This is a genomic window from Amycolatopsis sp. NPDC000009 (genome assembly GCF_055563465.1).
In genome coordinates this window covers 205,945-229,029 of sequence record NZ_JBVHDI010000003.1, presented here as the reverse complement: position 1 = coordinate 229,029, position 23,085 = coordinate 205,945, and the positions used below count along the sequence as shown (strand labels likewise).

Annotated in this window: 19 protein-coding genes; 10 read left to right on the top strand and 9 right to left on the bottom strand. The window is 69.2% G+C overall.

Annotated features, from left to right (window positions below):
* Positions 1–120: 120 nt before the first annotated feature.
* Genes iolD through ACZ3HL_RS10910 form a run of 7 tightly spaced genes read right to left on the bottom strand, consistent with a single transcriptional unit; the run spans position 121 to position 7,501 of the window.
* On the bottom strand, positions 121–1,965 hold the full coding sequence (iolD, locus tag ACZ3HL_RS10940) for a 3D-(3,5/4)-trihydroxycyclohexane-1,2-dione acylhydrolase (decyclizing) (protein ID WP_465530310.1): 1,845 nt from the start codon (positions 1,963–1,965) through the stop codon (positions 121–123).
* Entirely contained in the window at positions 1,962–2,852 is an 891-nt protein-coding gene (gene iolB, locus ACZ3HL_RS10935; RefSeq protein ID WP_465413554.1) for a 5-deoxy-glucuronate isomerase, read from the bottom strand. Before iolB ends, iolD begins: the two co-directional genes overlap by 4 nt.
* Positions 2,849–3,781, bottom strand: coding sequence for a 5-dehydro-2-deoxygluconokinase (gene iolC, locus ACZ3HL_RS10930; protein WP_465530308.1), 933 nt, complete (start codon positions 3,779–3,781; stop codon positions 2,849–2,851). The genes iolB and iolC overlap by 4 nt, the downstream gene beginning before the upstream one ends.
* The gene (locus tag ACZ3HL_RS10925) at positions 3,778–4,563 is read right to left on the bottom strand and encodes an ATP-binding cassette domain-containing protein (protein ID WP_465530306.1); all 786 of its coding nucleotides are present in this window, start codon (positions 4,561–4,563) and stop codon (positions 3,778–3,780) included. The genes iolC and ACZ3HL_RS10925 overlap by 4 nt, the downstream gene beginning before the upstream one ends.
* The gene (locus ACZ3HL_RS10920) at positions 4,560–5,594 is read right to left on the bottom strand and encodes an ABC transporter permease (protein WP_465530304.1); all 1,035 of its coding nucleotides are present in this window, start codon (positions 5,592–5,594) and stop codon (positions 4,560–4,562) included. The genes ACZ3HL_RS10925 and ACZ3HL_RS10920 overlap by 4 nt, the downstream gene beginning before the upstream one ends.
* Complete coding sequence (locus ACZ3HL_RS10915) at positions 5,591–6,577, bottom strand: sugar ABC transporter substrate-binding protein (RefSeq protein ID WP_465530302.1); 987 nt, start codon at positions 6,575–6,577, stop codon at positions 5,591–5,593. Before ACZ3HL_RS10915 ends, ACZ3HL_RS10920 begins: the two co-directional genes overlap by 4 nt.
* Before the next feature lie 24 nt (positions 6,578–6,601).
* Entirely contained in the window at positions 6,602–7,501 is a 900-nt protein-coding gene (locus tag ACZ3HL_RS10910; protein WP_465413543.1) for a sugar phosphate isomerase/epimerase family protein, read from the bottom strand.
* Between the two features lie 114 nt (positions 7,502–7,615).
* On the opposite strand from ACZ3HL_RS10910, the gene ACZ3HL_RS10905 reads away from it, so the two are divergent.
* From ACZ3HL_RS10905 to ACZ3HL_RS10895, 3 genes are all read left to right on the top strand, one after another.
* Positions 7,616–8,620 (top strand): LacI family DNA-binding transcriptional regulator, encoded by a 1,005-nt coding sequence (locus ACZ3HL_RS10905; protein ID WP_465413541.1) that lies wholly within the window; start codon positions 7,616–7,618, stop codon positions 8,618–8,620.
* A gap of 4 nt (positions 8,621–8,624) precedes the next feature.
* Entirely contained in the window at positions 8,625–9,626 is a 1,002-nt protein-coding gene (locus tag ACZ3HL_RS10900; protein WP_465530300.1) for a Gfo/Idh/MocA family protein, read from the top strand.
* Positions 9,627–10,072: 446 nt separating this feature from the next.
* The gene (locus ACZ3HL_RS10895) at positions 10,073–10,600 is read left to right on the top strand and encodes a hypothetical protein (RefSeq protein WP_465530298.1); all 528 of its coding nucleotides are present in this window, start codon (positions 10,073–10,075) and stop codon (positions 10,598–10,600) included.
* Here ACZ3HL_RS10895 and ACZ3HL_RS10890 read toward each other — a convergent pair.
* Positions 10,597–13,572 carry an AfsR/SARP family transcriptional regulator gene (locus ACZ3HL_RS10890; RefSeq protein WP_465530296.1) on the bottom strand — a complete coding sequence of 992 codons (2,976 nt, stop codon included), beginning with the start codon at positions 13,570–13,572 and terminating at the stop codon, positions 10,597–10,599. The two genes, ACZ3HL_RS10895 and ACZ3HL_RS10890, sit on opposite strands and share 4 nt — an antisense overlap.
* Positions 13,573–14,045: 473 nt before the next feature.
* On the opposite strand from ACZ3HL_RS10890, the gene ACZ3HL_RS10885 reads away from it, so the two are divergent.
* The 4 genes from ACZ3HL_RS10885 to ACZ3HL_RS10870 are packed head-to-tail and all read left to right on the top strand — an operon-like array spanning position 14,046 to position 17,035.
* Positions 14,046–14,441 carry a GntR family transcriptional regulator gene (locus ACZ3HL_RS10885; RefSeq protein ID WP_465530294.1) on the top strand — a complete coding sequence of 132 codons (396 nt, stop codon included), beginning with the start codon at positions 14,046–14,048 and terminating at the stop codon, positions 14,439–14,441.
* On the top strand, positions 14,438–15,301 hold the full coding sequence (locus ACZ3HL_RS10880; RefSeq protein WP_465530292.1) for an ABC transporter ATP-binding protein: 864 nt from the start codon (positions 14,438–14,440) through the stop codon (positions 15,299–15,301). Before ACZ3HL_RS10885 ends, ACZ3HL_RS10880 begins: the two co-directional genes overlap by 4 nt.
* A 10-nt stretch (positions 15,302–15,311) precedes the next feature.
* Positions 15,312–16,100: an ABC transporter permease gene (locus ACZ3HL_RS10875; RefSeq protein WP_465530290.1), complete on the top strand. Its 789-nt coding sequence runs from the start codon at positions 15,312–15,314 to the stop codon at positions 16,098–16,100.
* A gap of 14 nt (positions 16,101–16,114) precedes the next feature.
* On the top strand, positions 16,115–17,035 hold the full coding sequence (locus tag ACZ3HL_RS10870; RefSeq protein WP_465530288.1) for an ABC transporter permease: 921 nt from the start codon (positions 16,115–16,117) through the stop codon (positions 17,033–17,035).
* Positions 17,036–17,055: 20 nt separating this feature from the next.
* On the opposite strand, the gene asnB is transcribed toward ACZ3HL_RS10870, so the two are convergent.
* Positions 17,056–18,888, bottom strand: coding sequence for an asparagine synthase (glutamine-hydrolyzing) (asnB, locus tag ACZ3HL_RS10865; protein WP_465530286.1), 1,833 nt, complete (start codon positions 18,886–18,888; stop codon positions 17,056–17,058).
* Positions 18,889–19,231: 343 nt separating this feature from the next.
* On the opposite strand from asnB, the gene kdpF reads away from it, so the two are divergent.
* From kdpF to kdpB, 3 genes are read left to right on the top strand one after another with little or no spacing between them, the layout of a single operon-like run.
* On the top strand, positions 19,232–19,333 hold the full coding sequence (kdpF, locus tag ACZ3HL_RS10860; RefSeq protein ID WP_378368642.1) for a K(+)-transporting ATPase subunit F: 102 nt from the start codon (positions 19,232–19,234) through the stop codon (positions 19,331–19,333).
* Positions 19,333–20,994, top strand: a complete 1,662-nt coding sequence (gene kdpA / locus ACZ3HL_RS10855) for a potassium-transporting ATPase subunit KdpA (RefSeq protein WP_465530284.1) — start codon at positions 19,333–19,335, stop codon at positions 20,992–20,994. Before kdpF ends, kdpA begins: the two co-directional genes overlap by 1 nt.
* The gene (gene kdpB, locus ACZ3HL_RS10850) at positions 20,991–23,084 is read left to right on the top strand and encodes a potassium-transporting ATPase subunit KdpB (protein WP_465530282.1); all 2,094 of its coding nucleotides are present in this window, start codon (positions 20,991–20,993) and stop codon (positions 23,082–23,084) included. The genes kdpA and kdpB overlap by 4 nt, the downstream gene beginning before the upstream one ends.
* The last annotated feature ends 1 nt before the right edge of the window (position 23,085 follow it).

The window sequence follows — 23,085 nt, the reverse complement described above, 5'->3', positions numbered from 1 at the left end:
TACCACTTACGACCCACCCGACCCAGGGCTGAAGGCTCCCTTCACCGCATCGGACTCGGCGAAGGGAGCCTTCAGCCCACCGCGACCCGCCCACGAGCCCGACACGTCTGCCTTACCCCGCTAAATGCGGCCGGTCAGGTACCGGACCTGCGCCGCCTTCCCGCGCTCAATATCCTCCCTTCCCGCGAGGTGCTCCGGAACGCCGACTTCCCACCAGGCGCCGGCTTCGGTCCACGAGTCCGGCTGGGTGCGCACCACGACCACCGCCGGCCGGCGCTCGGCCACCGCGGCTTCCCGAGCCTTCGCGTACGCCGACCGCACCTCGTCCACAGTGGACGCCGCGAACACCGCGCACCCCAGCGATTCCGCATGCCGCGCGAAGTCGACCCGAGGGGGAGTGGCGTGCGCGCTCCGGCAGTCGCCGAGGAAGTTGTTGAACGGCTTGCCGCCCTGCCCCTGCTGCAGCCGGGCGATGACCGCGTAACCGTCGTTGTCGCAGACCACCGCCACGAAGGGATGCCCGGCGAAGGCGGCCGAGAACAGCTCGGAGTTCAGCATCAGGTACGAACCGTCGCCGAGCATCGTGGTGACGAGGCCCTCGTCGTGTGCCATCGCCGCACCCCAGGCGCCCGCCAGTTCGTAGCCCATGCACGAGAACCCGTACTCGACGTCCATGCTGATCGAGCCCGACCCGCGCCAGCCGCCGATCAGTTCGCCCGGCATCCCACCGGACGCGGTCATCACGTAGTCCTGCGGTTCGGAGAGATCGTTGACCGCGCCGACGACCTGGGCGTACGTCGGCACCTCGCCGGAAGCGGCGCGCAGGGTGTCGACATGCGCGTCCCAGCGGGCGCGCTCCGCCGAGGCGCGCTCCGTCCACAGTGGATCGGCCTGCCAGTTCTCCAGCTGGGTGGCCAGATCCACGAGACCCGCGTCGGCGTCGCCCACGACGGCCAGCGCACCGTGCTTGACCGCGTCGAACCGGGCGGCGTTCAGGGTGATCAGCCGGACGCCGGGGGAGAACACCGTCCAGGACGCCGTGGTGAAGTCCTGCAGGCGGGTGCCGACGGCCAGCACCACGTCCGCCTCGGCGGCCAGGACGTTCGCCGAGGCCGAGCCGGTGACCCCGAGCGGGCCCGCGTGCAGCGGATGGCCGTGCGGGACCAGGGTGCGCCCCGCCGTGGTTTCGGTGACCGGGATGCCGTGCCGTTCGGCGAAGGCGAGCGCACGCGCGCCGGCGCCGGAATACCGGACGCCACCGCCGAGCACCAGCAACGGTTTCCGCGCCGCCCGGAGCAGGCCTGCCGCTTCGGTGAGCGCCCGGCGGTCGGGCCGCGGACGCTGCGGGCGATGGGTCACCGGCTCGAACAACGCGTCCGGGAAGTCGTAGGTCTCCGCCTGGACGTCCTGGGGTAGCGCCAGCGTCACCGGCCCCGCGTCCGCCGGATCGGTCAGCACCCTGGCGACCTGCGGCAGTGTCGAAAGCAACTGCTCCGGCCGGACGATCCGGTCGAAGTACCGGCTCACCGCGCGGAAGGCGTCGTTGACCGTGGCCGTCGGATCGCCGAAATGCTCCACCTGCTGCAACACCGGATCCGGGGCGCGGCTGGTGAAGGTGTCCCCGGGGAGCAGCAGGACCGGCAACCGGTTCGCGTGCGCGACGCCGGCCGCGGTGACCATGTTCAGCGCGCCGGGCCCGATCGACGACGTGACCACGCCGACCTGCCGCCGGTGCGTCGCCTTGGCGTAGCCGACCGCCGCGAGCGCCATGCCCTGCTCGGTCTGCCCCCGCCACACGGGGAGTTCGTCGCGGTGTTCTTCCAGCGCGGTGCCGAGACCGAGGACGTTGCCGTGCCCGAAGATCGCGAACACCCCGGGGAACAACGGGACTTCCCGCCCGTCCAGGGTCTCCGACCGCTGCGCCAGCAGCCAGCGCACGAGAGCCTGTGCCGTCGTCAGCTTCATGAGACTCGCCCTTCGTGGCTCGTGACCGGGCACCGCGGATCGAGCTCTTGGTCGTTCCACGTCTCGCGGACCCAGCCGTGCGCGGGGTCGTCGCAGAAGGCCATCGACCGTTCGCCGGCGGGCCCGGCCAGGACGTTCAGGTAGTACATCGGATAGCCGGGCGCGGCGACGCAAGGACCGTGGTAGCCGCGCGGGATCAGGAAGACGTCACCGTCGCGGACCGCGACGTCCTCGTCCAGTTCACCGTCGGCGGTGTACGTCCGGTGCAGGCCGAACCCCTCACGCGAAGGTGTCACGCCGTCGCGGCCCGCGATGCGGAAGTAGTAGATCTCCTCGTTGACGACCTCGCAGTCGGACGCCTCGTCGTGTTTGTGCGGCGGGTACGACGACCAGTTGCCGCCGGGGGTGATCAGCTCGCAGGCGTTCAGCTTGTCCGCGTGGTCCCAGACACCGGGCACGCCGAAGTTGGTGACCTGCCTGGTCGCCTGTCCCGCCCCGCGTACCTCCACCGGCACGTCTTCGGCCGGTCCGTAGCGTGGTTCGAGACGGCGGGTGCAGCGGGCCATCGGCAGCGCGACCTCGATTCCCGCGACGGTCGACAGCTCGACTTCGGCGTCCCTTGGCACATAGGCGAAATCCGTGACACGGGTGAACACGGAATCCCGCCCCGCGAGCGCGAAGACCTGTCCGTCGACCCGGACGGTGCACGCACCGGCCAGGGGCAGCACGAACGCTTCGTACTCGCCTGTGCGCACCACCCTGGACTCGCCGGCGGCCAACGAGAGAACCCGCAGGCCGCTGTAGTCCCAGCCCGCCGAGTCCGGGGTGAGCCGGACCGGGTCCCGCTCGTCCGAAAGCGTCCCGAGTGGACGGTGCAGCTTGCTCACAGCAACTCCTCGATCTCGTCGGCGGTGGGCATGGCGTCGGCGCAGGCGAGCCGGGAAGCGACGAGCGCGCCCGCCACGTTGGCGTAGGTGGCGATGCGCACCGGATCCCAGCCGGACAGCAGACCGTGGATCAGCGCGCCACCGAAACCGTCCCCGGCGCCGAGGCCGCAGACGACCTCGACGCGCTGGGGCGGCACCGTCCAGCGGCCCTCGGCGGTGGCCACCAGGACACCTTCGGCACCCTTCTTGATCACCGCCAGCTCGACACCTCTGGCCAGCATCCGGGACGCGGCCTCGTCGGGGTCCGCCGTGCCGACGGCGACCTCCGCCTCGGTGCGGTTGCCGACGGCGACCGTGACGTGGTCGAGCATCCAGCCGATCTCTTCGTGCGCCGTTTCGGTGTCGGGCCAGAACATCGGCCGGAAGTCGAGGTCCAGCACGGTGTGCGACCGGCGTCCGCGCCGCTCGAGCATCCTGCGCTGAGTACCGCGCGCCGGTTCGACGGAGACGCCGGTGCCGGTGACCCACAGCAGCGGAACGGATTCCACGACGTCCCAGGGCACGTCCTTCTCGGTGATGGTCAGGTCCGGGGCGATGGGGGACCGGTAGAACAGCAGCGGCGGATCCGCGGGCGGGTCCAGCGAGCAGAACACCACCGGCGTCTGCAATCCGGCCGACGTGCCGACGTGCTCGGGGGAGACGCCGAACTCCCGCAGCGCCTGGCGCACGTACTCGCCGAAGCCGTCCGGGCCGACCTTGGTCAGCACCGACGTCGAGCGGCCGAGCCGCGCGGCGGCGACCGCGACGTTGGTCGCGGTGCCGCCGAGCGATTTGGCGAAGGTGCTGACCGCGGCCAGCGGCACGCCGCTCTGTTCGGGGTAGAGGTCCACCCCGACGCGGCCGACGGTCAATGCTTCGAGAGCGGTCATGAAGGGGACTCCGCGGCTCGCAATTCGTGTTCGAGGGCTTCCAGTTCCGCGCCGCCCGCCATCTGCCGGGTCAGCTCGGCCAGATCGATCTCGGACTTCTCGTACGCGCCGAGCGACGCGCCCCGTTTGAGCAGCAGGAAGCGATCGGCCACCGGGTACGCGTGATGCGGGTTGTGCGTGATCAGCACGACGCCGAGCCCGCGGTCGCGGGCCTGTGCGACGTACTTGAGCACGACACCCGCCTGCTTGACACCCAGCGCGGCGGTCGGCTCGTCGAGGATCAGGACCTTCGCCCCGAAGTACACGGCGCGTGCGATGGCGACGCACTGCCGCTCGCCACCGGACAGCGTGCCGACCGGCTGCTCGACGTCACGCAGGTCGATGCCCATGTCGGACAACGCCTTCTTGGTCGTCTCGCGGCCCTTCTTCCGGTCGAGCGCGCGGAACGGACCGAACCCGACCGTCGGTTCGGAGCCGAGGAAGAAGTTCCGCCAGACGCTCATCAGCGGGACGACCGCCAGATCCTGGTACACCGTCGCGATGCCGCGATCGAGCGCCTCACGGGGCGAAGCGAACTTGACCGGCTCGCCTTCGACCAGGAACTCGCCCCTGTCGTGCTGGTGGACCCCGGCGAGGATCTTGATCAGGGTGGACTTCCCGGCGCCGTTGTCGCCGAGCACGCAGGTCACCTCACCCGCGTCGACCACGGTGGACACGTCGCGCAACGCGATCACGCTGCCGTAGGTCTTGCCGACTTCCTTGACCTCGAGGAGATGGCTCATCGCCGCACCCTTTCCGCGCGCCGCCGGAAGGCGTTGTTGACCAGGACCGCGGACAGCAGCATGACCCCGAGGAACAGCATGAACCAGTCGCTGTCCCAGCGGGCGAACACGATGCCCTGCCGCGCCATCCCGAAGATCAGCGCGCCGATCGCGGCGCCGATCGCCGAACCGAACCCGCCGGTGAGCAGGCAGCCGCCGATCACGGCCGCGATGATGTACTGGAACTCCAGCCCGATGCCCTGGTTCGCCTGGACGCTCGCGAACCGCAGGATGTTGATCGAGCCGACCAGCCACGCGGCGAGCGCGGTGGTCATGAACAGCATGATCTTGGTGCGCACCACCGGGACCCCGACCGCGCGCGAACTCTGCGCGGAGCCGCCCACGGCGAAGATCCAGTTGCCGAACCGGGTCCGCACCAGCAGCCAGGCCGCCAGCACGGCGAACCCGATCCACCAGACGATGGAGATCTGGAACGCGGTTCCGCCGATGTCCACTGTGGACGCGAAGACGAAGCCGGCGGATTCGTAGCCGTCGGCCGACCGCATCCCGGACACCTGGACGGTGCCGGTGACCAGGCGGGTCACCCCGAGGTTGAGCCCCTGCAGTGCCAGGAAGGTGCCCAGGGTGACGATGAAACTGGGCAGCCCGGTGCGCATCACCAGCCAGCCGTTGAACGCGCCCACCGCGAGGGCGAAGACCAGCGACGCGAACAACGCGAGCCAGACGTTCCAACCCGCCTGGGTCGCCAGTGTCGCGGTGACCAGCGCGGTGGACGCCGTCATGACGCCGGCGGAGAGATCGAACTCGCCGCCGATCATCAGCAGCGACACCGCGACCGCCATGATGCCGAGCGTCGAGGCGTCGTCCAGCCAGGTCGCCACGCCGCTGCCGCTGAAGAACTGGTCGGTGACGAGGGTGAAGAACAGGAAGACGACGACGGCGCCGAGCAGCGCGCCGATCTCGGGGCGGACGACCAGCCGGTCGAGCAGCCGGGGTTTCGCGATCCGTTCGTCGAGCGTGGTGGTGGTCATCGCGTGCCCCTTTGCACGTACTTGCCGACGGTGTCCACAGTGGATTTGTCGACCAGGTCGGGCCCGGTGAGCACCGGCTTCCCGCCGCCGACGACGTTCGCGTTGTCCCGGTAGAGCTTGAGGAACTGCACCGGGAGATAGCCCTGCTCGTACTGCTGCTGGTCGACCGCGAAGACCACGTCGCCCGCCTTGATCGCGCCGACCACGTCGGTGTTGAGGTCGAACGTGCCGACCTGGGCCTGCGAGCCGACCGCCTTGATCGCGCTCACCGCCCGCGCCGCGACCTGCGAGTTCAGGGTCAGAACGGCGTCGAGTGAGGAGTCGGTCTGCACCGCGCCCCTGATCCGGGACTCGGCGTCGGTGGGGTTGCTGATGTCGACCTGCAGGGTCTGCACGTCGCCCGCGAAGCCGGTCTTGGCGCCGTCGCACCGCTGCGCCTGCCCGACGTTGCCCGCTTCGTGGACCACGCAGAGCAGCTTCTTCTTGCCGAGTTCCCGGAACTTCTTCCCGGCTTCCTCGCCGGCGATGGTCTCGTTCTGCCCGACGTGGGTGAGCGCGCCGTAGGCCGCGCTCTTGTCCTCTCCGGAGTTGATCGTGATGACCGGGATCCCGGCGCGGACCGCGTTCTCGATCGAGGTCTTGAGCGCCTCCGGGTTCGCCATCGACACCACCAGCCCGCCGACCCGCTGGGCGACCGCGTTGTCGATCAGCTTGGCCTGGTTGCCGGGGTCTCCGTCGGAGTTGTACTCGACCTGGACGTCGAGCTGCCTGCCCGCCTCCTCGGCGCCGTTCTTGACCACGTTCCAGAACGCGTCGCCCGCCGTGCCGTGCGAGATGACCGCGACCCGCAACGGCCCGCTGGGCTGTTCCGTCTCCGGGCCCGCGCCCGCGACGGGCTTCACCTCGGCCTTCGGCCCGGTGCACGCGGACAGGAGCAGCAGCCCCGCCACGACCACCAAAGCCGCTTTCAAGCGATGGGACATCGTCGTCTCTCCTCGCTTCTTCCGTTACCTGGCAGCCGGGAGCCGGCTGACGATTCCGTCGAGATGCGCCAGGCTCCTGGCCACGTCCCGCTTCGGCAGATCCTCCGGGCTCCCCTCGCTCAGCGCGGTGTCCTGTTCGAGCACGTACCACCCGTCGTAGCCCGCCTCGTGGACGGACCTGACCATCGTTTCGATGTCGACGTCCCCGTCGCCGAGGGGGACATACAGACCTTTGCCCACCGCTTCGGCATAGGGAAGCCTGCCGGCGCGGACGTCTTCGGCGAGCTCGCCGCGCACGTCCTTGAGATGCAGATGCCCGACCCGTCCGGGATACCGCTTCGCCAGCGCGACCGGATCGGTCCCGCCGATCAGGAGATGCCCGGTGTCCAGACACAGCGGGAGAGCGGAATCGGCGAGGAAGCGCTCGACCTCTTCCTCGGTTTCCGCGTGTGTCCCGACGTGCGGGTGCAACACGGTGCGAAGCCCGTGGCGCGCGGCGATTTCGCTGATCGCGCCGGAGGTTTCGACGAGGGTCGTCCATTCGGCGCCGCTCAGCTTCGGCCGGTCGTCGTAGCCGTCGAGACCGGTGGCGGCGGCGAGCACGAGCACGTCGCCGCCGCAGGCCGCGAACAGCGCCGCCGACTCCTCGGCCGCGGCCAGCGCGGCCTCGGGGTTCTCGTGCAGCACCACGGCGAGGAAACCGCCGACGAGTTCGAGCTCGTACCCGCCCAGCAGTTCACGCAGCGCGGCCGGGTCACGCGGCAGGTACCCGGGCGGTCCGAGTTCGGTGGCGCGCACCCCCAGTTCCGCCATCTCGCCCAGTACGGTCTCCGTGTCGAGCACGCGGCCCCAGCCGGGGACTTCGCAGACGCCCCAGGAGATCGGGGCTGCGGCGATTCGGATCCGGGGTGTCGTGGCTGTCATCGGCGGCCTCCGGGTGATCGGGTTAGAGCGCTCTATTGATTAGAGCGCTCCAATCATGTAGCGTCCGTCACAGTAAAGTCAAGGGCAGGGGCGGAAGAGCGGGGGGCGGTGGAAATGGCGCGACCGACGATGGAGGACGTCGCCGCGAAGGCGGGGGTGTCCCGTGCGCTCGTGTCGCTGGTGATGCGGAACGCGCCGAACGTCTCCGACGAACGGCGCACGCGTGTGTTGTGCGCGGCCCACGAACTCGGTTACGAACCGCACGCGATGGCCAGGTCGCTGGCGAGCCGGACGTCGACCGTCCTCGGCGTGATGGTTTCCGACCTCCGCAACGCGTTCTTCGCCGACGTCGTCGAGGGGCTGGACGCGGCGGCCGAAGCGGCCGGGTTCCATTTGATCCTCAACACCGGTGGCCGCAGTCCCGCGCGCGAGCGTGCCGCGCTGAAGAGCCTGCTGTCCTTCCGCCCCGCCGGGGTGATCCTGCTGTCGCCGGTGGTCCCCGCGTCGGCGATCGAGGAGGCGGCCGCGCAAGGTCCCGTCGTCCTGGTGTCACGTACTTCGCGCGCCGCGGGCGTGGACACCGTGAACGACGACGGCGAGGCCGGGTCGGCGCTCGCGGTCGATCACCTGGTTTCGTTGGGCCACCGAAGGATCGCCCATCTGGACGGTGGGCTCGCCGCCGGTGCGGCGGCCCGGCGCCGGGGTTACCAGCAGGCCATGCGGCGGCATCGGCTGCACCCGATCATCGTGCACAGCGAGCATACGGACACCGCCGGGGAGAAGGCCGTGCACGAACTGCTCGGCGACCCGCCGATGGGCGGAATGCCGACGGCGCTGGTGGCGGGCAACGACTTCAACGCCGTCGGCGCGATCTCCGCTCTCGAAGAGGTGGGCCTGCGCGTGCCGGAAGACGTTTCGGTGGTCGGCTACGACAACACCTCGCTCGCCGCGCTGCGCCATCTCTCACTGACCACTGTGGACCAGCCGCGCACGGAAATGGGCAGGCTGGCCGTCGAAGCACTGCTCGAACGGATCCGGGGCGAACGCGCCGAACCGGTCCGGCATCTGCTGCACCCGTCGCTGGTGGTCCGTTCGACCACCGCCGCTCCAGAAAGGTAACCAGATGAGGTTGGGACTCGCCGGCACCGGCCGGATCGGCACTTCGCACGCCGAGACCTTGAAGAGCTTCGACGAGGTTTCCTCCGTGGTCGTCGCCGACGTCGACGCCGCTCGTGCCCAGGCCGCCGCGGCGAAGCTCGGCGTCGAGGCGGTGGCGGACATCCCCGCGCTTTTCGCGTCCTCTTTGGACGGTCTGGTGATCGCCGCGGCGACGGACGCGCACCCGGAGCTGATCCTCCGGGCCGTGGACGCGGGTATCCCGGTGTTCTGCGAGAAGCCGGTCGCCGCCGACATCCCGGGAACGCTCGCGGTGATCGACAAGATCTCCGGTGCGGACGTGCCGGTGCAGATCGGTTTCCAGCGCAGGTTCGACGCGGGCTACGCGGCGGCCAGGGCGGCGGTGGCGTCCGGTGAACTCGGCTGGCTGCACACCTTGCGCGCGACCACGCTCGACCCGGCACCGCCGCCCGCCGAGTACGTCGCGCACTCCGGTGGCCTGTTCCGCGACTGCGGGGTGCACGACTTCGACGTCGTCCGGTTCGTGAGCGGCCGGGAGGTCGTCGAGGTCTACGCGGTCGGCGCCAACAAGGGCGAGCGGTTCTTCGTCGACGCCGGTGACGTCGACACCGCGGCCGCGACGCTGACGCTCGACGACGGAACGCTGGCGGTGGTTTCGCTGACGCGCTACAACGGCGCGGGCTACGACGTCCGGCTGGAAGTCCTCGGCTCGGCGGGCAACGCCGTGGTGGGCCTGGACGACCGGGCGCCGCTGACCTCGGTGGAACCCGGCGTCCAGCCGTTGCCCGGCCCGGCCTACCCCGGGTTCATGGAACGCTTCCGCCCCGCGTACATCAGCGAACTGAAGGCGTTCCTCGACGTCGCCGCCGGTCGCGCGGCGAGCCCGTGCGGCGCGGCCGACGCGCTGGAGGCGTTCTACATCGCCGAGGCGTGCGAAGTCTCGCGCCGCGAACGTCGCCCCGTCCGCGTCGACGAGGTCCGCGTCTGACCAGCCGACACGCGTGATCAGATGGACGACACGCGTGACTGGGCGGACGACACGCGCGTGGCCGGAGCTCGCAATGAGTCGGCAGTCTGATCACGCGTGTCGTCCATCCAGTCACGCGTGTCGTCCACTCGCGCACCCGGCGGTACATCCCTGAGACACGGTCGGCTCTAGCGACCCCGAAGAAGTCACGAGTGCTTGCCCCGGTGCCACGTGCGAAGGTCGAGTTTCCTCAGCCGAACAACCGAAAGCCACTTTCGGGACATCCGACGTCGCGAAAGTGGCTTTCGCGACATGGCTCGGGGCCGACTGTGTCACCTGGGCGGCCTCACCGCGTCGCGTAGGCCGTTTCCTGCCATCAACGGCCCACCACGAGCCGACTATCGCTACGGTGACCACGAACCACGACAGGCGGCCGGTTCGTGCCGCCGAACGCGCGAGGAGTGCGGATGCAGCCGAATCCACCGCAGCCCGGCTTTCCGCAGTACGGTCAGCCGACGCCGAGCGGACCTCCGCCGTGGGGCCACACGGCGCGGCCCAAGCCGCGGGCCAACGCGCCGGCAGCGGTGACGGCCGGCATCCTCGCGTTGCTCGCCGCCGCCATGCTCGTCTGGTTCGCGCTCTACAACGTCTTCGTCGCCGTCGAGGCGAACGGTGGCTTGTCGGGTATCACGGTGCAGAACATCGTCAGCGGCACCGTCGCCTCCGTGGTGCTGGTGGTCGCGGCGGGATTCACGTTCGCTCGCAGGATTCCCGGTGCGTGGACCCTGTTCGGATTTTGCGTGTTCTCCGTGGTGGCCGTGTTCGCGGGGATGCCGCTCGTCGGGGGCACGCCGTTCGGCAGTCAGGTCAAGTGGCTCTTCAGCTTCGACGACAGCGACAGCACCGCGATGGCGCTGATGATCGTCTTCAGTGTCCTGGCAGCGGTCGCGGCGGCGATCGCGGCCAGCGTGAAGTCGTACGGGAAGAAGAGCTAGAGTTCGTCCAAGATCAGTTTCGCGCGTTCCTCGACGAGCCGGTAGCCGGAGCGCGCGGCGAGTTCCTGCGCCAGCTCGCCGTGGGTGCGGGCTTCCGCGAGCTTTCCCAGTTCCAGCAGCGTTTCCGCGAGCCCGGTCCGTGCGGCGGCCTCGCACCAGAAGAAGCTGGTCGTCCGCGCGATGGACAACGCGAGCCGGTAGTGCTCCACAGCTTCCTCGGGCAGGCCGAGCCGCAGGCAGACCTCGCCGAGCCCGACGAGCGTCCATGCCTCGGTGCCCCGGTCGCCGATCTTCCGGGTGAGTTCGACGGCTTCGAGCGCGTCCGCGCGGTTCTGCTCGCCCGGGTCGCGCCTGCTTTCGAGTACGGCCCTGCCGGACAGCGCCATCGCCTCGCCGTAGGTGTAGCCCAGCTCGCGGTTGGCCGCGAGCGCGCGGGTGTAGAAGTCGTAGGCGTCGTCGAGAAGGCCGAGGTCGCGGTGCACGTTGCCGAGGTCGACCAGCAGGACCGCGACGCTGAACCGGGCGCCGTCGCGTTCGGAGACCGCGAGGGCGCGGGTGAAGTTGGTGAGCGCCTCGTCGAGCTGACCCGTCTGCCAGTACGGGAAACCGAGGTTCGCCAGCGCCATCGAGACGGCGGGCATGTTCAATTCCTCGCACAGCCGCAGGGATTCCAGTCCGCAGCGGATCGCCTCCTGCGGGTCGCCGAGACGCTGGTGCACCGCGCTCAGATTGTTGAGCACGGCCGCGCGGCCGGCGTCCCAGTCGTCCAGGAGATCGCCGCGCAGGGCGCTGGTGAGGTGTTCGCGCGCTTCGTCGTAGCGGCCGCTGTTGACGCAGGCCAGCGCGATACTCAGATGCATCGCGGCCTGTGCCTGCCCGGCGCCGCTGCGGCGGGCGGCCTTGAGCGCGGTCGAGGCCGTGTCGATCCATTCCGCGTGATGCCCGCGTTGGTGGAAGAAGGCGCGGAGCGCGTCGGCGAGATGCCACGAGAACTCGGGTGGGCCGTGCTCGGCACTGTGCTCGACGGCGGCGGCGAGGTTCGGCCATTCGGCGTCCAGCCAGGCCAGCGCCTCTTCGCTGTCGGCGAAGGGTTTGTCCGCCGGTTCTTCGCGCGGCAGGCGCAGGAAGTGCGGGATGAGCGCGCGGCCCGCGGCGTCGGCGGTGCTCAGATAGCTCTCGAAGAGCCGCCTCTCCGCGGCGTCACGTTCGGCCTTCGAGTCCTCGGACAGCGTGCGGCCCGCCGCGAAACTGCGGAGAAGATCGTGGAACCGGTAGCGCCCCGGGGTGTAGCGCTCGACCAGATGCGCCGCCGCGAGCGCCTTGAGTTGCTGGTTCGCCTTCGCGTGCGGAACACCGGTGAGCGCCTGCGCGGCGGGAGCGGTGAACGTCTGGCCCGGAACGAGCGCGAGCCGGCGGAACAGCTCCCGGTGCTCCTCGGGGAGTGCCCGGTAGGAGACGCCGAACGCCGTGGTCACGGCACTTTCCTCGGCCCCGTCGACGGTCAGCTCCGCCAGCGGGTCACCGCCTGCCAGCTCGCGGGCGAGCTCGGCGATCTCGGGTTCGCCACTGGCACCGAGGTTGGCCGCCGCGATCCGGAGGGCGAGCGGGAGATGCCCGCACAGCCGCGCCAGTTCCGCGGCGGCGACGGCCTCGGCGGCGACGGTTTCGCTGCCGAGTACGGCTTCCAGCAGATTCCGCGCGTCCTCGGCGGGCAGCACGGACAGTGGGAGCGCGCGGGCGCCGGTGCGGGCGATCAGGTCACCGAGCCGTTGACGGCTGGTGACCAGGACGGTGCCCGAAGGCGGCAGCAGCGGCAGCACCTGGCCGCTGTCGCGCACGTTGTCGAGCACCAGCAGCACCCGGCGGTCGGCGAGAAGGGACCGGAGCAGCGCGGCCCGGGTGTCGGTGTCCGGCGGGATCGCCTTGGGCGCGGTGCCGAGCGCCTGCAAGAGCTGGGTGAGCGCGACGGCCGGGGTGAGCGGTTCGTGGTCGGGGTCGAAACCGCGCAGGTCGAGATAGAGCTGGCCGTCGGGGAACGAGTCGCGGACGCGGTGCGCCCAGCGGACCGCGAGCGCGGTCTTGCCCACTCCGGCGGTGCCGCTGATGACCCAGATATCGGTGCCCCCGCCCGCATGGGCCGCCTCGTCGAGCCGTCCCAGTTCGGCCGCCCGCCCGGCGAACCCCCGGACGTCGTGGGGCAGCTGAGCCGGGCGGACCGGCTCGGGCCGGGTCGCGGGTTCCAGCGCGGGATCGGCGCCGAGGATGGCGGATTCCAGTCGCCGCAGTTCAGGAGAGGGGTCGAGACCCAGCTCGGCGCCGAGCCGGTCCCGCAGGGCACGGAAGGCCTCGAGAGCGTCGTCGGTGCGGCCTTCGCGGTGCAGCGCGAGCATGAGCTGCCCGACGAACCGCTGGCGCAGGGGATGCGCGGCGACCAGTTCGGTCAGCTCCGCGAGGACCTGCCTGCCGCGGCCTAGCCGCAGCTGCGCTTCGGCGCGATCCTCCAGTGCCGTCCAGCGTGCTTCGTGCATACCGCCGCGGAGCCGCTGGGCGACGTCGCCGCTCACCACGTCGGACATCGCCTCGCCGCGCCACAAGCCGAGCGCCTCGTCCAAAAGCTCGACGGCGGTCTCGTCGTCGGCGTCGCGGGCTTGCGCGGTCAGCTCGGTGAAGCGGTGCAGGTCGACCCGACGCGGGTCGACCTTGAGCAGGTACCGGGTCCCCTCGGAGACGATCTCCGGCCCGCCCGCGCCGCGGAACACCGCACGTAGCCTGGACACCAGCGCTTGAACGGTGTTCCGTGCGCTGGCCGGGGGTTCTTCGGGCCAGAGCAGATCGATGATCCGGTCGCGCGGGACCGGTTTGCCCGCCTCCAGCAGCAGAACCGCCAGCACCAGCCGTTGTTTGGGTGAGCCGAGATCGACCGGACCGTCACTGGCCCACGCCTCGACGGCGCCGAGGACGCGGAACTCCACCCGGCCACCTCCGCTCACCCTCGTCAGAGCCTGCAAGCGTAGTGCAAGCGCCCTGCATCCGGACGGCGCGATGCTTGCCGACGTGTCCACCGAGGACCCGTCGCCGGAACCGTGCCCAACCAACCAGACGGGCAGGACCCCCCCATTCGGTTCCGGTACGACGGTGGGCACCCTCACTTGCACAGGCACCGCCATCTGAGGGCGGTGGGGGTTGGGGGTAGTGCCAGCTCGACGTCTTCCCCCGTGTCGTCGAACTGGCGCTTCTTCTTGACTGGGGCTGGGGTTTATCCGTGAAGGCCCCCCTTGAGGGACTTGAATCCATGCAGTGGCGCGCAGCGTCTCCGCTGAGGGTGGCGGTGGGGGCATGGATGGACCTTCAAGGGGGCCTTCACGTCTTTTCCGCGTGATCACTTGACAGGCGCCGCCGTCTGCCTGCACCCTTTCACTACTTAATTAGTGAAAGGGTGTTGCCAGTGGTCACCTTCCACCTGGACAAGGGCACGGGCGTCGCGACGTACGTCCAGCTCGTCCAGCAGGTCAAGAACGCCCTGCGCCTGGGATTGCTGGAGCCGGGGGACCGGCTGCCGACGGCGAAGGAAGTGGTCGCCGAGCTGGCGATCAACCCCAACACCGTCCTCAAGGCCTATCGCGAGCTGGAGCGCGAAGGGCTCGTCGAGGGGAAGCCGGGGCTCGGCACCTTCGTCAAGAAGACGCTCGGAGGCGCTTCGTTCGCGGAGCACACCCGCTTGCGGAAAAGCCTGGGGGCTTGGGTCCGCGACGCGCGGGAATCCGGGCTGGATCAGGAAGACGTCGAGGCGCTGTTCACCTCGGTGGTGGTCGATGGCTTTCGAGGGGAGCGGACGGCATGACCGATGAATCCGTCATCGAGGCGACCGGACTCGGCAAGCGCTACCGCCGCAAGTGGGCGCTGCGCGACTGTTCCCTCGCCGTCCCGAAAGGCCGTGTCGTCGCGCTGGTCGGGCCCAACGGCGCGGGCAAGACGACCTCCCTGCACCTGGCCGTCGGCCTGCTCGACGCGACCCTCGGCTCGGTCTCGATCCGGGGCACCGCCGCCTTTCTCGCGCAGGACAAGCCGTTGTACTCCGGCTTCAGCATCGCGGAGATGCTCAAGTTCGGCAGGCGTCTCAACCCCGGCTGGGACGACGAGTTCGCGCTCAAGCGCATCGACGCGCTCGGGCTTCCCTTGAAGCACAAGGTCGGCAAGCTCTCCGGCGGGCAGCGCGCGCAGGTCGCGCTCACCCTCGCCCTCGCGAAACGCCCGGACCTCCTGGTCCTCGACGAACCGCTCGCGAACCTCGACCCCCTGGCCCGTCACGAGGTCATGCGCGGGCTGATGGAGGCGGTCGCCGAGACCGGGATGACCGTGCTGCTCTCGTCCCATGTCGTCTCCGATCTGGAGAACACCTGCGACTGGCTGATCGTCCTCAACGGCGGCCGCGTCCAGGTCAGCGGCGACATCGACGAACTCGTCGCCGGGCACCGGACCTTCGTCGGCCCCGCCGAGGAGGCCGACGCGCTGGCCAGGCGGGTCGCGATCGTGGACGAGGCGAGGGCAGGGCGGCAGGCGACCGTCTTCGCCCGCACCGAACCGGTCCCGCTGGGTCCACAGTGGACCGAGCGGCCGGCCAACCTGGAGGAACTGGTGCTCGCCTACCTGCGACGGCCCGAATCCGCGAGCCTGCCTCGCCCGACACTGGCTTCGGCGTAAGGGGGAAACGATGCTCTGGCTCACCTACCGTCAGCATCGCATGCAGCTGGTGATCACCGCCGGTCTGCTCGTCGCCGTCGGGATCGTCTTGCTGGTCAACGGCAACGCCGCGGCGACGAGCCCGGACCCGGCGAAGCTCTTCAAGGACCTCTACACCTACCTCTCCTGGCTCCAGGTCGTCCCGGTGGCGATCGGCGTGTTCTGGGGCGCCCCGCTGATCGCGGCCGAATTCGAACGCGGCACCACGAAACTCGCCTGGACCCAGTCGATCTCACGGTTCCACTGGCTCGGCGTGAAGCTGGGGTTCCTCGCCGTTCTCGCCACCCTCGGCGGGCTCGCGTTCGGCACGATGACGCAGCGGTGGGTGGCGGTCTTCCCCACCGACCGCGGCGACACCGCCTTCACCAGCCGCTTCGACAACCCGGTCCTGTTCGCGATGACCGGTGTCGCGCCGGGAGCGTGGTGGCTCTTCGGGTTCGTGCTCGGCACGGCCGCGGGCGCGCTCGTCCGCAAGACGCTGCCCGCCATCGCCGCCACCATCGCGGTGTCGGTGGGCTTGATGATCGGCCTGAGCGACGTCCGTGACCTCTACGCGGAACCCCGGGTCGTCGCGCTGGGCGCGGAACCCGTGGGCCGGGTGGTCGAAATGGTCAGGGACGCCGCCGGGGAGATCACCGCGCTCAAGGTCCTGCCCGCGGACTGGTACTGGCGTTTCCAATGGACCGAAGCCGCGATCCTGACGGGCGTCTCGCTCCTGCTGGCCGTCGCCGCGACCTTCGCCATCCGCCGTCGCTCCTAGAAAGGCACAGCTTCTTGCTTTGGCTAACCTGGCGGCAGCATCGAACCCAGCTGCTCGTCACCCTGGGATTCCTTGCCGTGCTCGGCGGGGTCCTGTTCCTTTCCGGACAGATCGCCGCCGACGCCGCGAACGGCAAGACCTCCTTGTACTGCCACGGCGGCGGCGTCCCGTGCCGTGAATACGACGCGGGGCTGGAGGATCTCTACCAGAAGATCTACCCGCTGGTCGTGTTGGTGCCGTTCATTCCCTTGCTGGCGGGTGTCTTCTGGGGCGCACCGCTGTTGGCCAGGGAGTACGAGCGCAACACCCACCAGCTCGCGTGGACCCAATCGGTCGGCCGGGGACACTGGCTGGCCGTCAAGTTCGGCGTTCTCGCCGGGTGCGCGCTGCTCGCCGGGCTCACTTCGGGCCAGATGTTCGGCAAGTGGCTGGAAATGTTCCCCGGCAAGGCCGAAACCTTCGCCGAGACGTCCTACTTCGGCGCGCTGGGGATCGCGCCCGCCGCTTGGTGGCTGTTCGCCTTCACGCTCGGTGCGGCGGCCGGGGCACTCGTGCGCAAGACCTTGCCCGCCATCGCGATCACCGTCGCGGTGTTCCTCGCGGCTTCGATCGCCCTGCTGGTGCTGAGGCCGCATTACGCCGAGCCGGTGCGCACGATCGGCGCGGATCCGGCGACCAAGGGGGCGCTGATCGTCAAGCTGGGCAGGGTCACGCCGGACGGCCGCGAGACGAGTTCGCTGGATGAAGTGCCCGGCTGTCCGCTGGGGTTGGGGAAGAACGCGTGCGCCCAGGCGGCGGGATACCGGGACTTCACCGTCTACCAGCCCGCCGATCGGTTCTGGCGGTTCCAATGGACCGAGGCGGGCATCCTGCTCGCCGCGACCGCGGTGCTCGGGGGCACCGCGGTAGGGGGCACGGTCCGCCGCCGTCGCTGAGACGGCGGCGGACCAGGACCTCAGTCGAGCTGGAGTTCGGGCCGGTACAGATCGAACCAGTGGTAGAGGTCCAGCGCCCGGTCGATCCCGGAGCGCTGGGCCGACGACATCGTGGCCGGGTCCACTTCGGACACCCGGTGCAGCCAGTCGCGGTCCACCAGCTCGAACACCGGGTTGTCCCGTTCGGTCAGAGCCTCCTTGGCCTGCTGCTGCAACGCCGCCGCGTAGCCGGGGTCCTGTGTGGACGGATACGGGCTCTTGACCCTGTCCCGCACCGACGCCGGCAGCACGTGTTCGGTCGCGTGCCGCAGCAGGCTCTTCTCCCTGCCGTCGAAGGTCTTCAGCGACCACGGCGTGTTGTAGACGTACTCGACGAGGCGGTGGTCGCAGAACGGCACCCGCACTTCGAGCCCGACGGCCATCGACGCCCGGTCCTTGCGGTCCAGCAGCATCCGCACGAAGCGGCTCAGGTGCAGGTTGCAGACCGTGCGCATCTTGCGGTCCTGCTCGCTTTCGCCGTCGAGGTGCTCGACCTGGGCGACGGCGGTGGCGTACTGGTCGGCGATGTAGCCGGGCAGGTCGAGCTTCTCCTGGACCTCGCCGCGCAGGAGGGCGCCCCGCTCGCTCGTGAGCCCCATCCGGAAGGCGAGCCAGGGGAACGTCCCCGAGTTCACCGCGGCTTCGTCGTGGAACCAGCGGTATCCGCCGAAGACCTCGTCGGCGGATTCACCGGACAGCGCCACCGTCGATTCCGCGCGGATCGCCTTGAACAGCAGGTACAGCGAGGTGTCCATGTCCCCGAGCCCGGCGGGGATGTCCCGCGCGGCCAGCACCTTGCGCCGGACTTCGGGATCGCTGAGTTCGGCCGGGTTGAGCACGACGTCCTTGTGGTCGGAGCCGACCAGCTGCGCGACGTCGCGGATGAAGGGCGAGTCCGGGGTGTCCCGCACCTCGTCCGGTTTGAAGTTCTCTTCCTGGCCCTGGAAATCGACCGAGAACGTGCGCAGCCGCTCGCCCTGTTCGGCCAGCCGTGCGGCGGCGAGACCGGTGACGGCACTGGAGTCGAGCCCGCCCGAGAGCAGGACGCAGCGGGGCACGTCGGCGATCAGCTGGCGGTGGACGATGTCGGTCATCAGCTCGCGCACCCGCTCGACCGTGGTCTCCCGGTCGTCCGTGTGCTGTTTCGCGTCGAGCTTCCAGTACGTCCGCGTGCGGATCCCGGAGCGGTCGACCGTGACGATGGTGCCCGGCCCGACCTCGTGCATACCCTTCCACAGCGACCAGCCGGGCGTCTTGGTCATGGACATCAGCTCGCGGAGGCCGTCGGTGTCGACCACCTTGCGCGCCAAGGGATTCGCGAGGATCGCCTTCGGCTCGGAACCGAAGAGGACGCCGTCGGAGGTCGGGTAGTAGTAGAACGGCTTGATACCCATGCGGTCGCGGATCATCACGAGCTTCTCGTCGCGCTCGTCCCAGATCGCGAAGGCGTACATGCCGTTGAGGTGGTCGACGACCTCGTCGCCCCACTCCAGGTAGCCGTGGAGCACGACCTCGGTGTCGCTGTCGGTCTCGAATTTGTGGCCACGTTTGAGAAGTTCCTCGCGCAGCTCGGTGAAGTTGTACGCCTCACCGCTGTAGACCATCGCGGCCAGCCCGGCCTCGGCCATCGGCTGCCTGCCGCCCGGCAGGTCGATGATCGCCAGCCGCCGGTGGCCCAGCGCCACGTTCGGCCGGACCCAGGTGCCCGAGTCGTCCGGTCCGCGGCACGCCATGGTCGCGGTCATCGCGTCGACGACCTCGCGACGTTGTGTCAGGTCCGTGTCATAGGAGACCCACCCTGCGATTCCGCACATCGCTACCTCCCGGTGATTAGTTAGCACATACAACTATTCGTAACACTGGTGTAACACGATTTAGGTCGCTTGTCTGCCCGAATTGCACGCTCCGTCCGCAGTACGTCACGGCCTGTGGGGCACGTCACCGAGCATCAAGAAGTCGTAAAGGCACCCGATCGGGGCATCAAGAGGCCGTCATTCCGGCGCCGGATAGGGCCTGACCTGCCGCAGTGTTGCGGAGTCTGGTCACCGATGGGGTGACCTGTCCTGAGAGGTGCTTAGTGGCCGACTTGCTCTACGCCGTGCTCCTGATCGGCGTATTCGTGGTTCTCGCGCTGACCCTTCGCGGTCTGGAAAAGCTGTGACCGGCACGGGAATCGTGGCCAACGTCGTCGGCGGACTGCTGGCGCTGGGGCTGATCGTCTATTTGTTCATCGCACTGGTCAGGCCGGAGAAATTCTGATGTCAGACGTCATGGCCGGCCTCTTACAGGCCGGCCTCCTTCTCGTCGCGCTCGCCGTGGTCTACCGGCCAATGGGCGATTACATAGCGCGCGTCTTCTCGACAGAGAAGCACACCAAGGCCGAAAGCGGCCTGTACCGCCTGTTCCGGGTGAACCCCGGATCGGAACAGCACTGGAAGACCTACGCGTCCGCCGTGATCGGCTTCTCGTTCGTCTCCGTCGTTCTTCTCTACCTGATTCAGCGGCTCCAAGCGATCCTGCCGTGGAGCCTCGGCAAGGAACCGGTCTCGCCGGCGGTCGCCTTCAACACCGCCGTCAGCTTCGTGACCAACACGAACTGGCAGTCCTACAGCCCCGAAGCGACCATGGGTCACTTCGTGCAGATGGCCGGCCTGACCGTGCAGAACTTCCTGTCTGCCGCCGTCGGCCTTTCGGTCGCCATCGCGGTCGTCCGCGGCTTCGTCCGTTCGAAGACCGACCGCCTCGGCAACTTCTGGGTGGACCTGACGCGCGGAACGATCCGGATCCTGCTGCCGATCGCGTTCGTGGCGGCGATCGTGCTCATCGCGCTCGGGGTCGTGCAGAGCCTCAAGAGCGGCGTCGACGTCCTCAACCCGGACGGCAGCACGAGCAAGATCGCGCTCGCGCCCGCCGCGAGCCAGGAGGCCATCAAGGAACTCGGCACCAACGGCGGCGGCATCTTCAACGCCAACTCTTCGCACCCGTTCGAAAACCCGAACGCCTGGACGAACCTCATCGAGATCTTCCTGATCCTGGTCATCCCGGTCTCGCTCACCCGCACGTTCGGCAAGCTCGTCGGCAACACCCGCCAGGGTTACGTCCTGCTTTCGGTGATGGCCGGGCTGTTCACCGCGATGCTCACGGTCACCTGGCTGTCCGAGGCCAACGCGAGCGGGCCGGCGTCGCTGGCCGCCGGGGCGAACATGGAGGGCAAGGAACAGCGGTTCGGCATCGGCCTGAGCTCGCTGTTCGCCAACGCCACCACCGGCACGTCGACCGGCGCGGTCAACAGCATGCACGACAGCTACAGCGGGCTCGGCGGCGGCGGAGTGCTGCTCAACATGCTGCTGGGCGAGATCTCGCCGGGCGGGGTGGGCACCGGTCTTTACGGCATCCTCGTGATGGCCGTGATCGCGATGTTCCTCGCCGGGCTGATGGTCGGCCGGACACCGGAGTATCTGGGGAAGAAGCTCGGCAAACGCGAGGTCACCTGCGCGGCGGTCTCGATGCTCGCCATGCCGACGGTGGTACTGCTCGGTTCCGGGATCGCGGTGATGAACTCCGGCAACCTGGCCGCGTTGAACAACCCGGGCGCCCATGGACTTTCCGAGGTGCTCTACGCCTACGCCTCGGCGGGCAACAACAACGGCAGCGCGTTCGCCGGGCTCACCGTCACCGACGACTGGTTCCAGTCCTCCCTCGGGGTGGCCATGCTGCTCGGCCGGTTCATCCCGATCCTCGCCGTGCTGTGCCTGGCCGGATCCCTTGCCTCCCAACGGAAGGTTCCGGAGACCGCCGGCACGCTGCCTACCACCGGGCCGCTTTTCGGCACGATGCTCGCGGGCACGATCGTGCTCGTCGCGGCCCTCACCTTCATCCCGGCGCTCGCGCTCGGGCCCATCGCAGAGGCATTGGCATGACCGTCACCCAGGAACGCACCCCCGAAGAAACGACCCAGCACCACGTGGAGAACACGGGCCGGGTCGGCGCGGGGATCTTCAGCCCGCGCCAGCTGCTGACCTCCCTGCCGGAAGCACTGCGCAAGCTCAATCCGAAGCACCAGCTCGCCAACCCGGTCATGTTCGTGGTGTGGGTCGGCTCGGCGCTGACCACGGTCTTCGCGGTCACCGATCCGAGCGTGTTCACCATCCTCGTCACGATCTGGCTGTGGTTCACCGTCCTGTTCGCGAACCTCGCCGAGGCCGTCGCCGAGGGCCGGGGCAAGGCGCAGGCGGAAACCCTGCGGCGGAGCAAGAAGGAGACCGTCGCCCGCCGTCTCACCGAGGACGGCGGCGAAGAGACCGTGCCGGGCGCCGACCTGCGCGTCGGTGACCTCGTGGTCGTCGAGGCCGGGCAGGTCATCCCGGGCGACGGCGACGTCGTCGAGGGCATCGCGACCGTCGACGAATCGGCCATCACCGGCGAGTCGGCCCCGGTCATCCGCGAATCGGGCGGCGACCGGTGCGCGGTCACCGGCGGCACCACGGTGCTCTCGGACCGCATCGTCGTGAAGATCACCACCAAACCTGGCGAGTCCTTTGTGGACCGCATGATCGCCTTGGTGGAGGGCGCTTCCCGGCAGAAGACGCCGAACGAGATCGCGCTGACGATCCTGCTCTCGACGCTCACGATCATCTTCCTGCTCGCCGTCGTGGCGTTGCAGCCGATGGCGGGATACTCGGGCAGCCAGCAGTCCGTGATCGTGCTGACCGCGCTGCTGGTCTGCCTGATCCCGACGACGATCGGCGCGCTGCTGTCCGCGATCGGGATCGCCGGGATGGACCGGCTGGTGCAGCGCAATGTCCTCGCGACGAGCGGTCGCGCGGTGGAGGCCGCGGGCGACGTCTCGACGCTGCTGCTGGACAAGACCGGCACGATCACCTTCGGCAACCGCAAGGCCACCGAGCTGATCCCGGTCGGTGAGTCCACTATGGACGACATCGCCAAGGCGGCCCGGCTGTCCAGTCTCGCCGATGGCACGCCGGAAGGCCGCAGCATCGTCGAACTCGTCGCGAGGGAGCACGGTCTCGCGGAAACCGCGTCCGACGAGGAGAAGCTCGCGGAGTTCGTCGAGTTCACCGCGCAGACCCGGATGAGCGGTATCGACATCGGGGCACGCCAGGTCCGCAAGGGCGCCACTTCGGCCGTCCGGGATTGGGTCCGCGAACAGGGCGGCGACATGCCGGACGAGACCGAACGCGTCGTCGACGAGATCAGCGGGGAGGGTGGCACGCCGCTCGTGGTCGCGGAGTACGACGGCGTCAAAGCGTTCGTACGCGGCGTGATCCGGCTGTCCGATGTGGTCAAACCCGGGATGAAGGAGCGGTTCGTCCAGCTCCGCTCGATGGGCATCAAGACCGTCATGATCACCGGGGACAACCCGCTGACCGCCAAGGCCATCGCGCGGGACGCGGGCGTCGACGACTACCTCGCCGAAGCCAAACCCGAAGACAAGATGGCGCTGATCAAGAAGGAGCAGGAGGGCGGACGGCTGGTCGCGATGACCGGTGACGGCACCAACGACGCCCCCGCGCTCGCGCAGTCCGACGTCGGCGTCGCGATGAACACCGGGACCTCCGCCGCCAAGGAGGCGGGGAACATGGTGGACCTCGACTCCGACCCGACGAAGCTGATCGAGATCGTCGAGATCGGCAAGCAGCTGCTGATCACGCGGGGCGCGCTGACCACCTTCAGCGTCGCCAACGACCTCGCGAAGTACTTCGCGATCCTGCCCGCGATGTTCACCGGCATCTTCGCCCAGCTCGGCGCGCTCAACATCATGCAGCTGGCGACGCCGAAGTCGGCGATCCTGTCGGCGGTCATCTTCAACGCCCTGATCATCGTCGGGCTGATCCCGCTCGCGCTGCGCGGCGTCCGGTACAAGCCGTCTTCGGCGTCGGCGCTGCTGCGCCGGAACCTGCTGGTCTACGGCCTCGGCGGCATCGTCAGCCCGTTCCTCGGGATCTGGCTGATCGACCTGCTCGTCCGTCTCATCCCTGGAATCGGGTGAC

Coding starts and splice junctions, on each gene's coding strand:
- ACZ3HL_RS10905 (WP_465413541.1), top strand. CDS start 7,616: ATGGCGCGACCGACGATGGAGGACGTCGCCGCGAAGGCGGGGGTGTCC.
- asnB (WP_465530286.1), bottom strand. CDS start 18,888: ATGTGCGGAATCGCAGGGTGGGTCTCCTATGACACGGACCTGACACAA.
- ACZ3HL_RS10880 (WP_465530292.1), top strand. CDS start 14,438: ATGACCGATGAATCCGTCATCGAGGCGACCGGACTCGGCAAGCGCTAC.
- ACZ3HL_RS10900 (WP_465530300.1), top strand. CDS start 8,625: ATGAGGTTGGGACTCGCCGGCACCGGCCGGATCGGCACTTCGCACGCC.
- ACZ3HL_RS10910 (WP_465413543.1), bottom strand. CDS start 7,501: ATGACAGCCACGACACCCCGGATCCGAATCGCCGCAGCCCCGATCTCC.
- kdpB (WP_465530282.1), top strand. CDS start 20,991: ATGACCGTCACCCAGGAACGCACCCCCGAAGAAACGACCCAGCACCAC.
- ACZ3HL_RS10920 (WP_465530304.1), bottom strand. CDS start 5,594: ATGACCACCACCACGCTCGACGAACGGATCGCGAAACCCCGGCTGCTC.
- kdpA (WP_465530284.1), top strand. CDS start 19,333: ATGTCAGACGTCATGGCCGGCCTCTTACAGGCCGGCCTCCTTCTCGTC.
- iolC (WP_465530308.1), bottom strand. CDS start 3,781: ATGACCGCTCTCGAAGCATTGACCGTCGGCCGCGTCGGGGTGGACCTC.
- ACZ3HL_RS10895 (WP_465530298.1), top strand. CDS start 10,073: ATGCAGCCGAATCCACCGCAGCCCGGCTTTCCGCAGTACGGTCAGCCG.
- ACZ3HL_RS10875 (WP_465530290.1), top strand. CDS start 15,312: ATGCTCTGGCTCACCTACCGTCAGCATCGCATGCAGCTGGTGATCACC.
- ACZ3HL_RS10925 (WP_465530306.1), bottom strand. CDS start 4,563: ATGAGCCATCTCCTCGAGGTCAAGGAAGTCGGCAAGACCTACGGCAGC.
- ACZ3HL_RS10915 (WP_465530302.1), bottom strand. CDS start 6,577: ATGTCCCATCGCTTGAAAGCGGCTTTGGTGGTCGTGGCGGGGCTGCTG.
- iolD (WP_465530310.1), bottom strand. CDS start 1,965: ATGAAGCTGACGACGGCACAGGCTCTCGTGCGCTGGCTGCTGGCGCAG.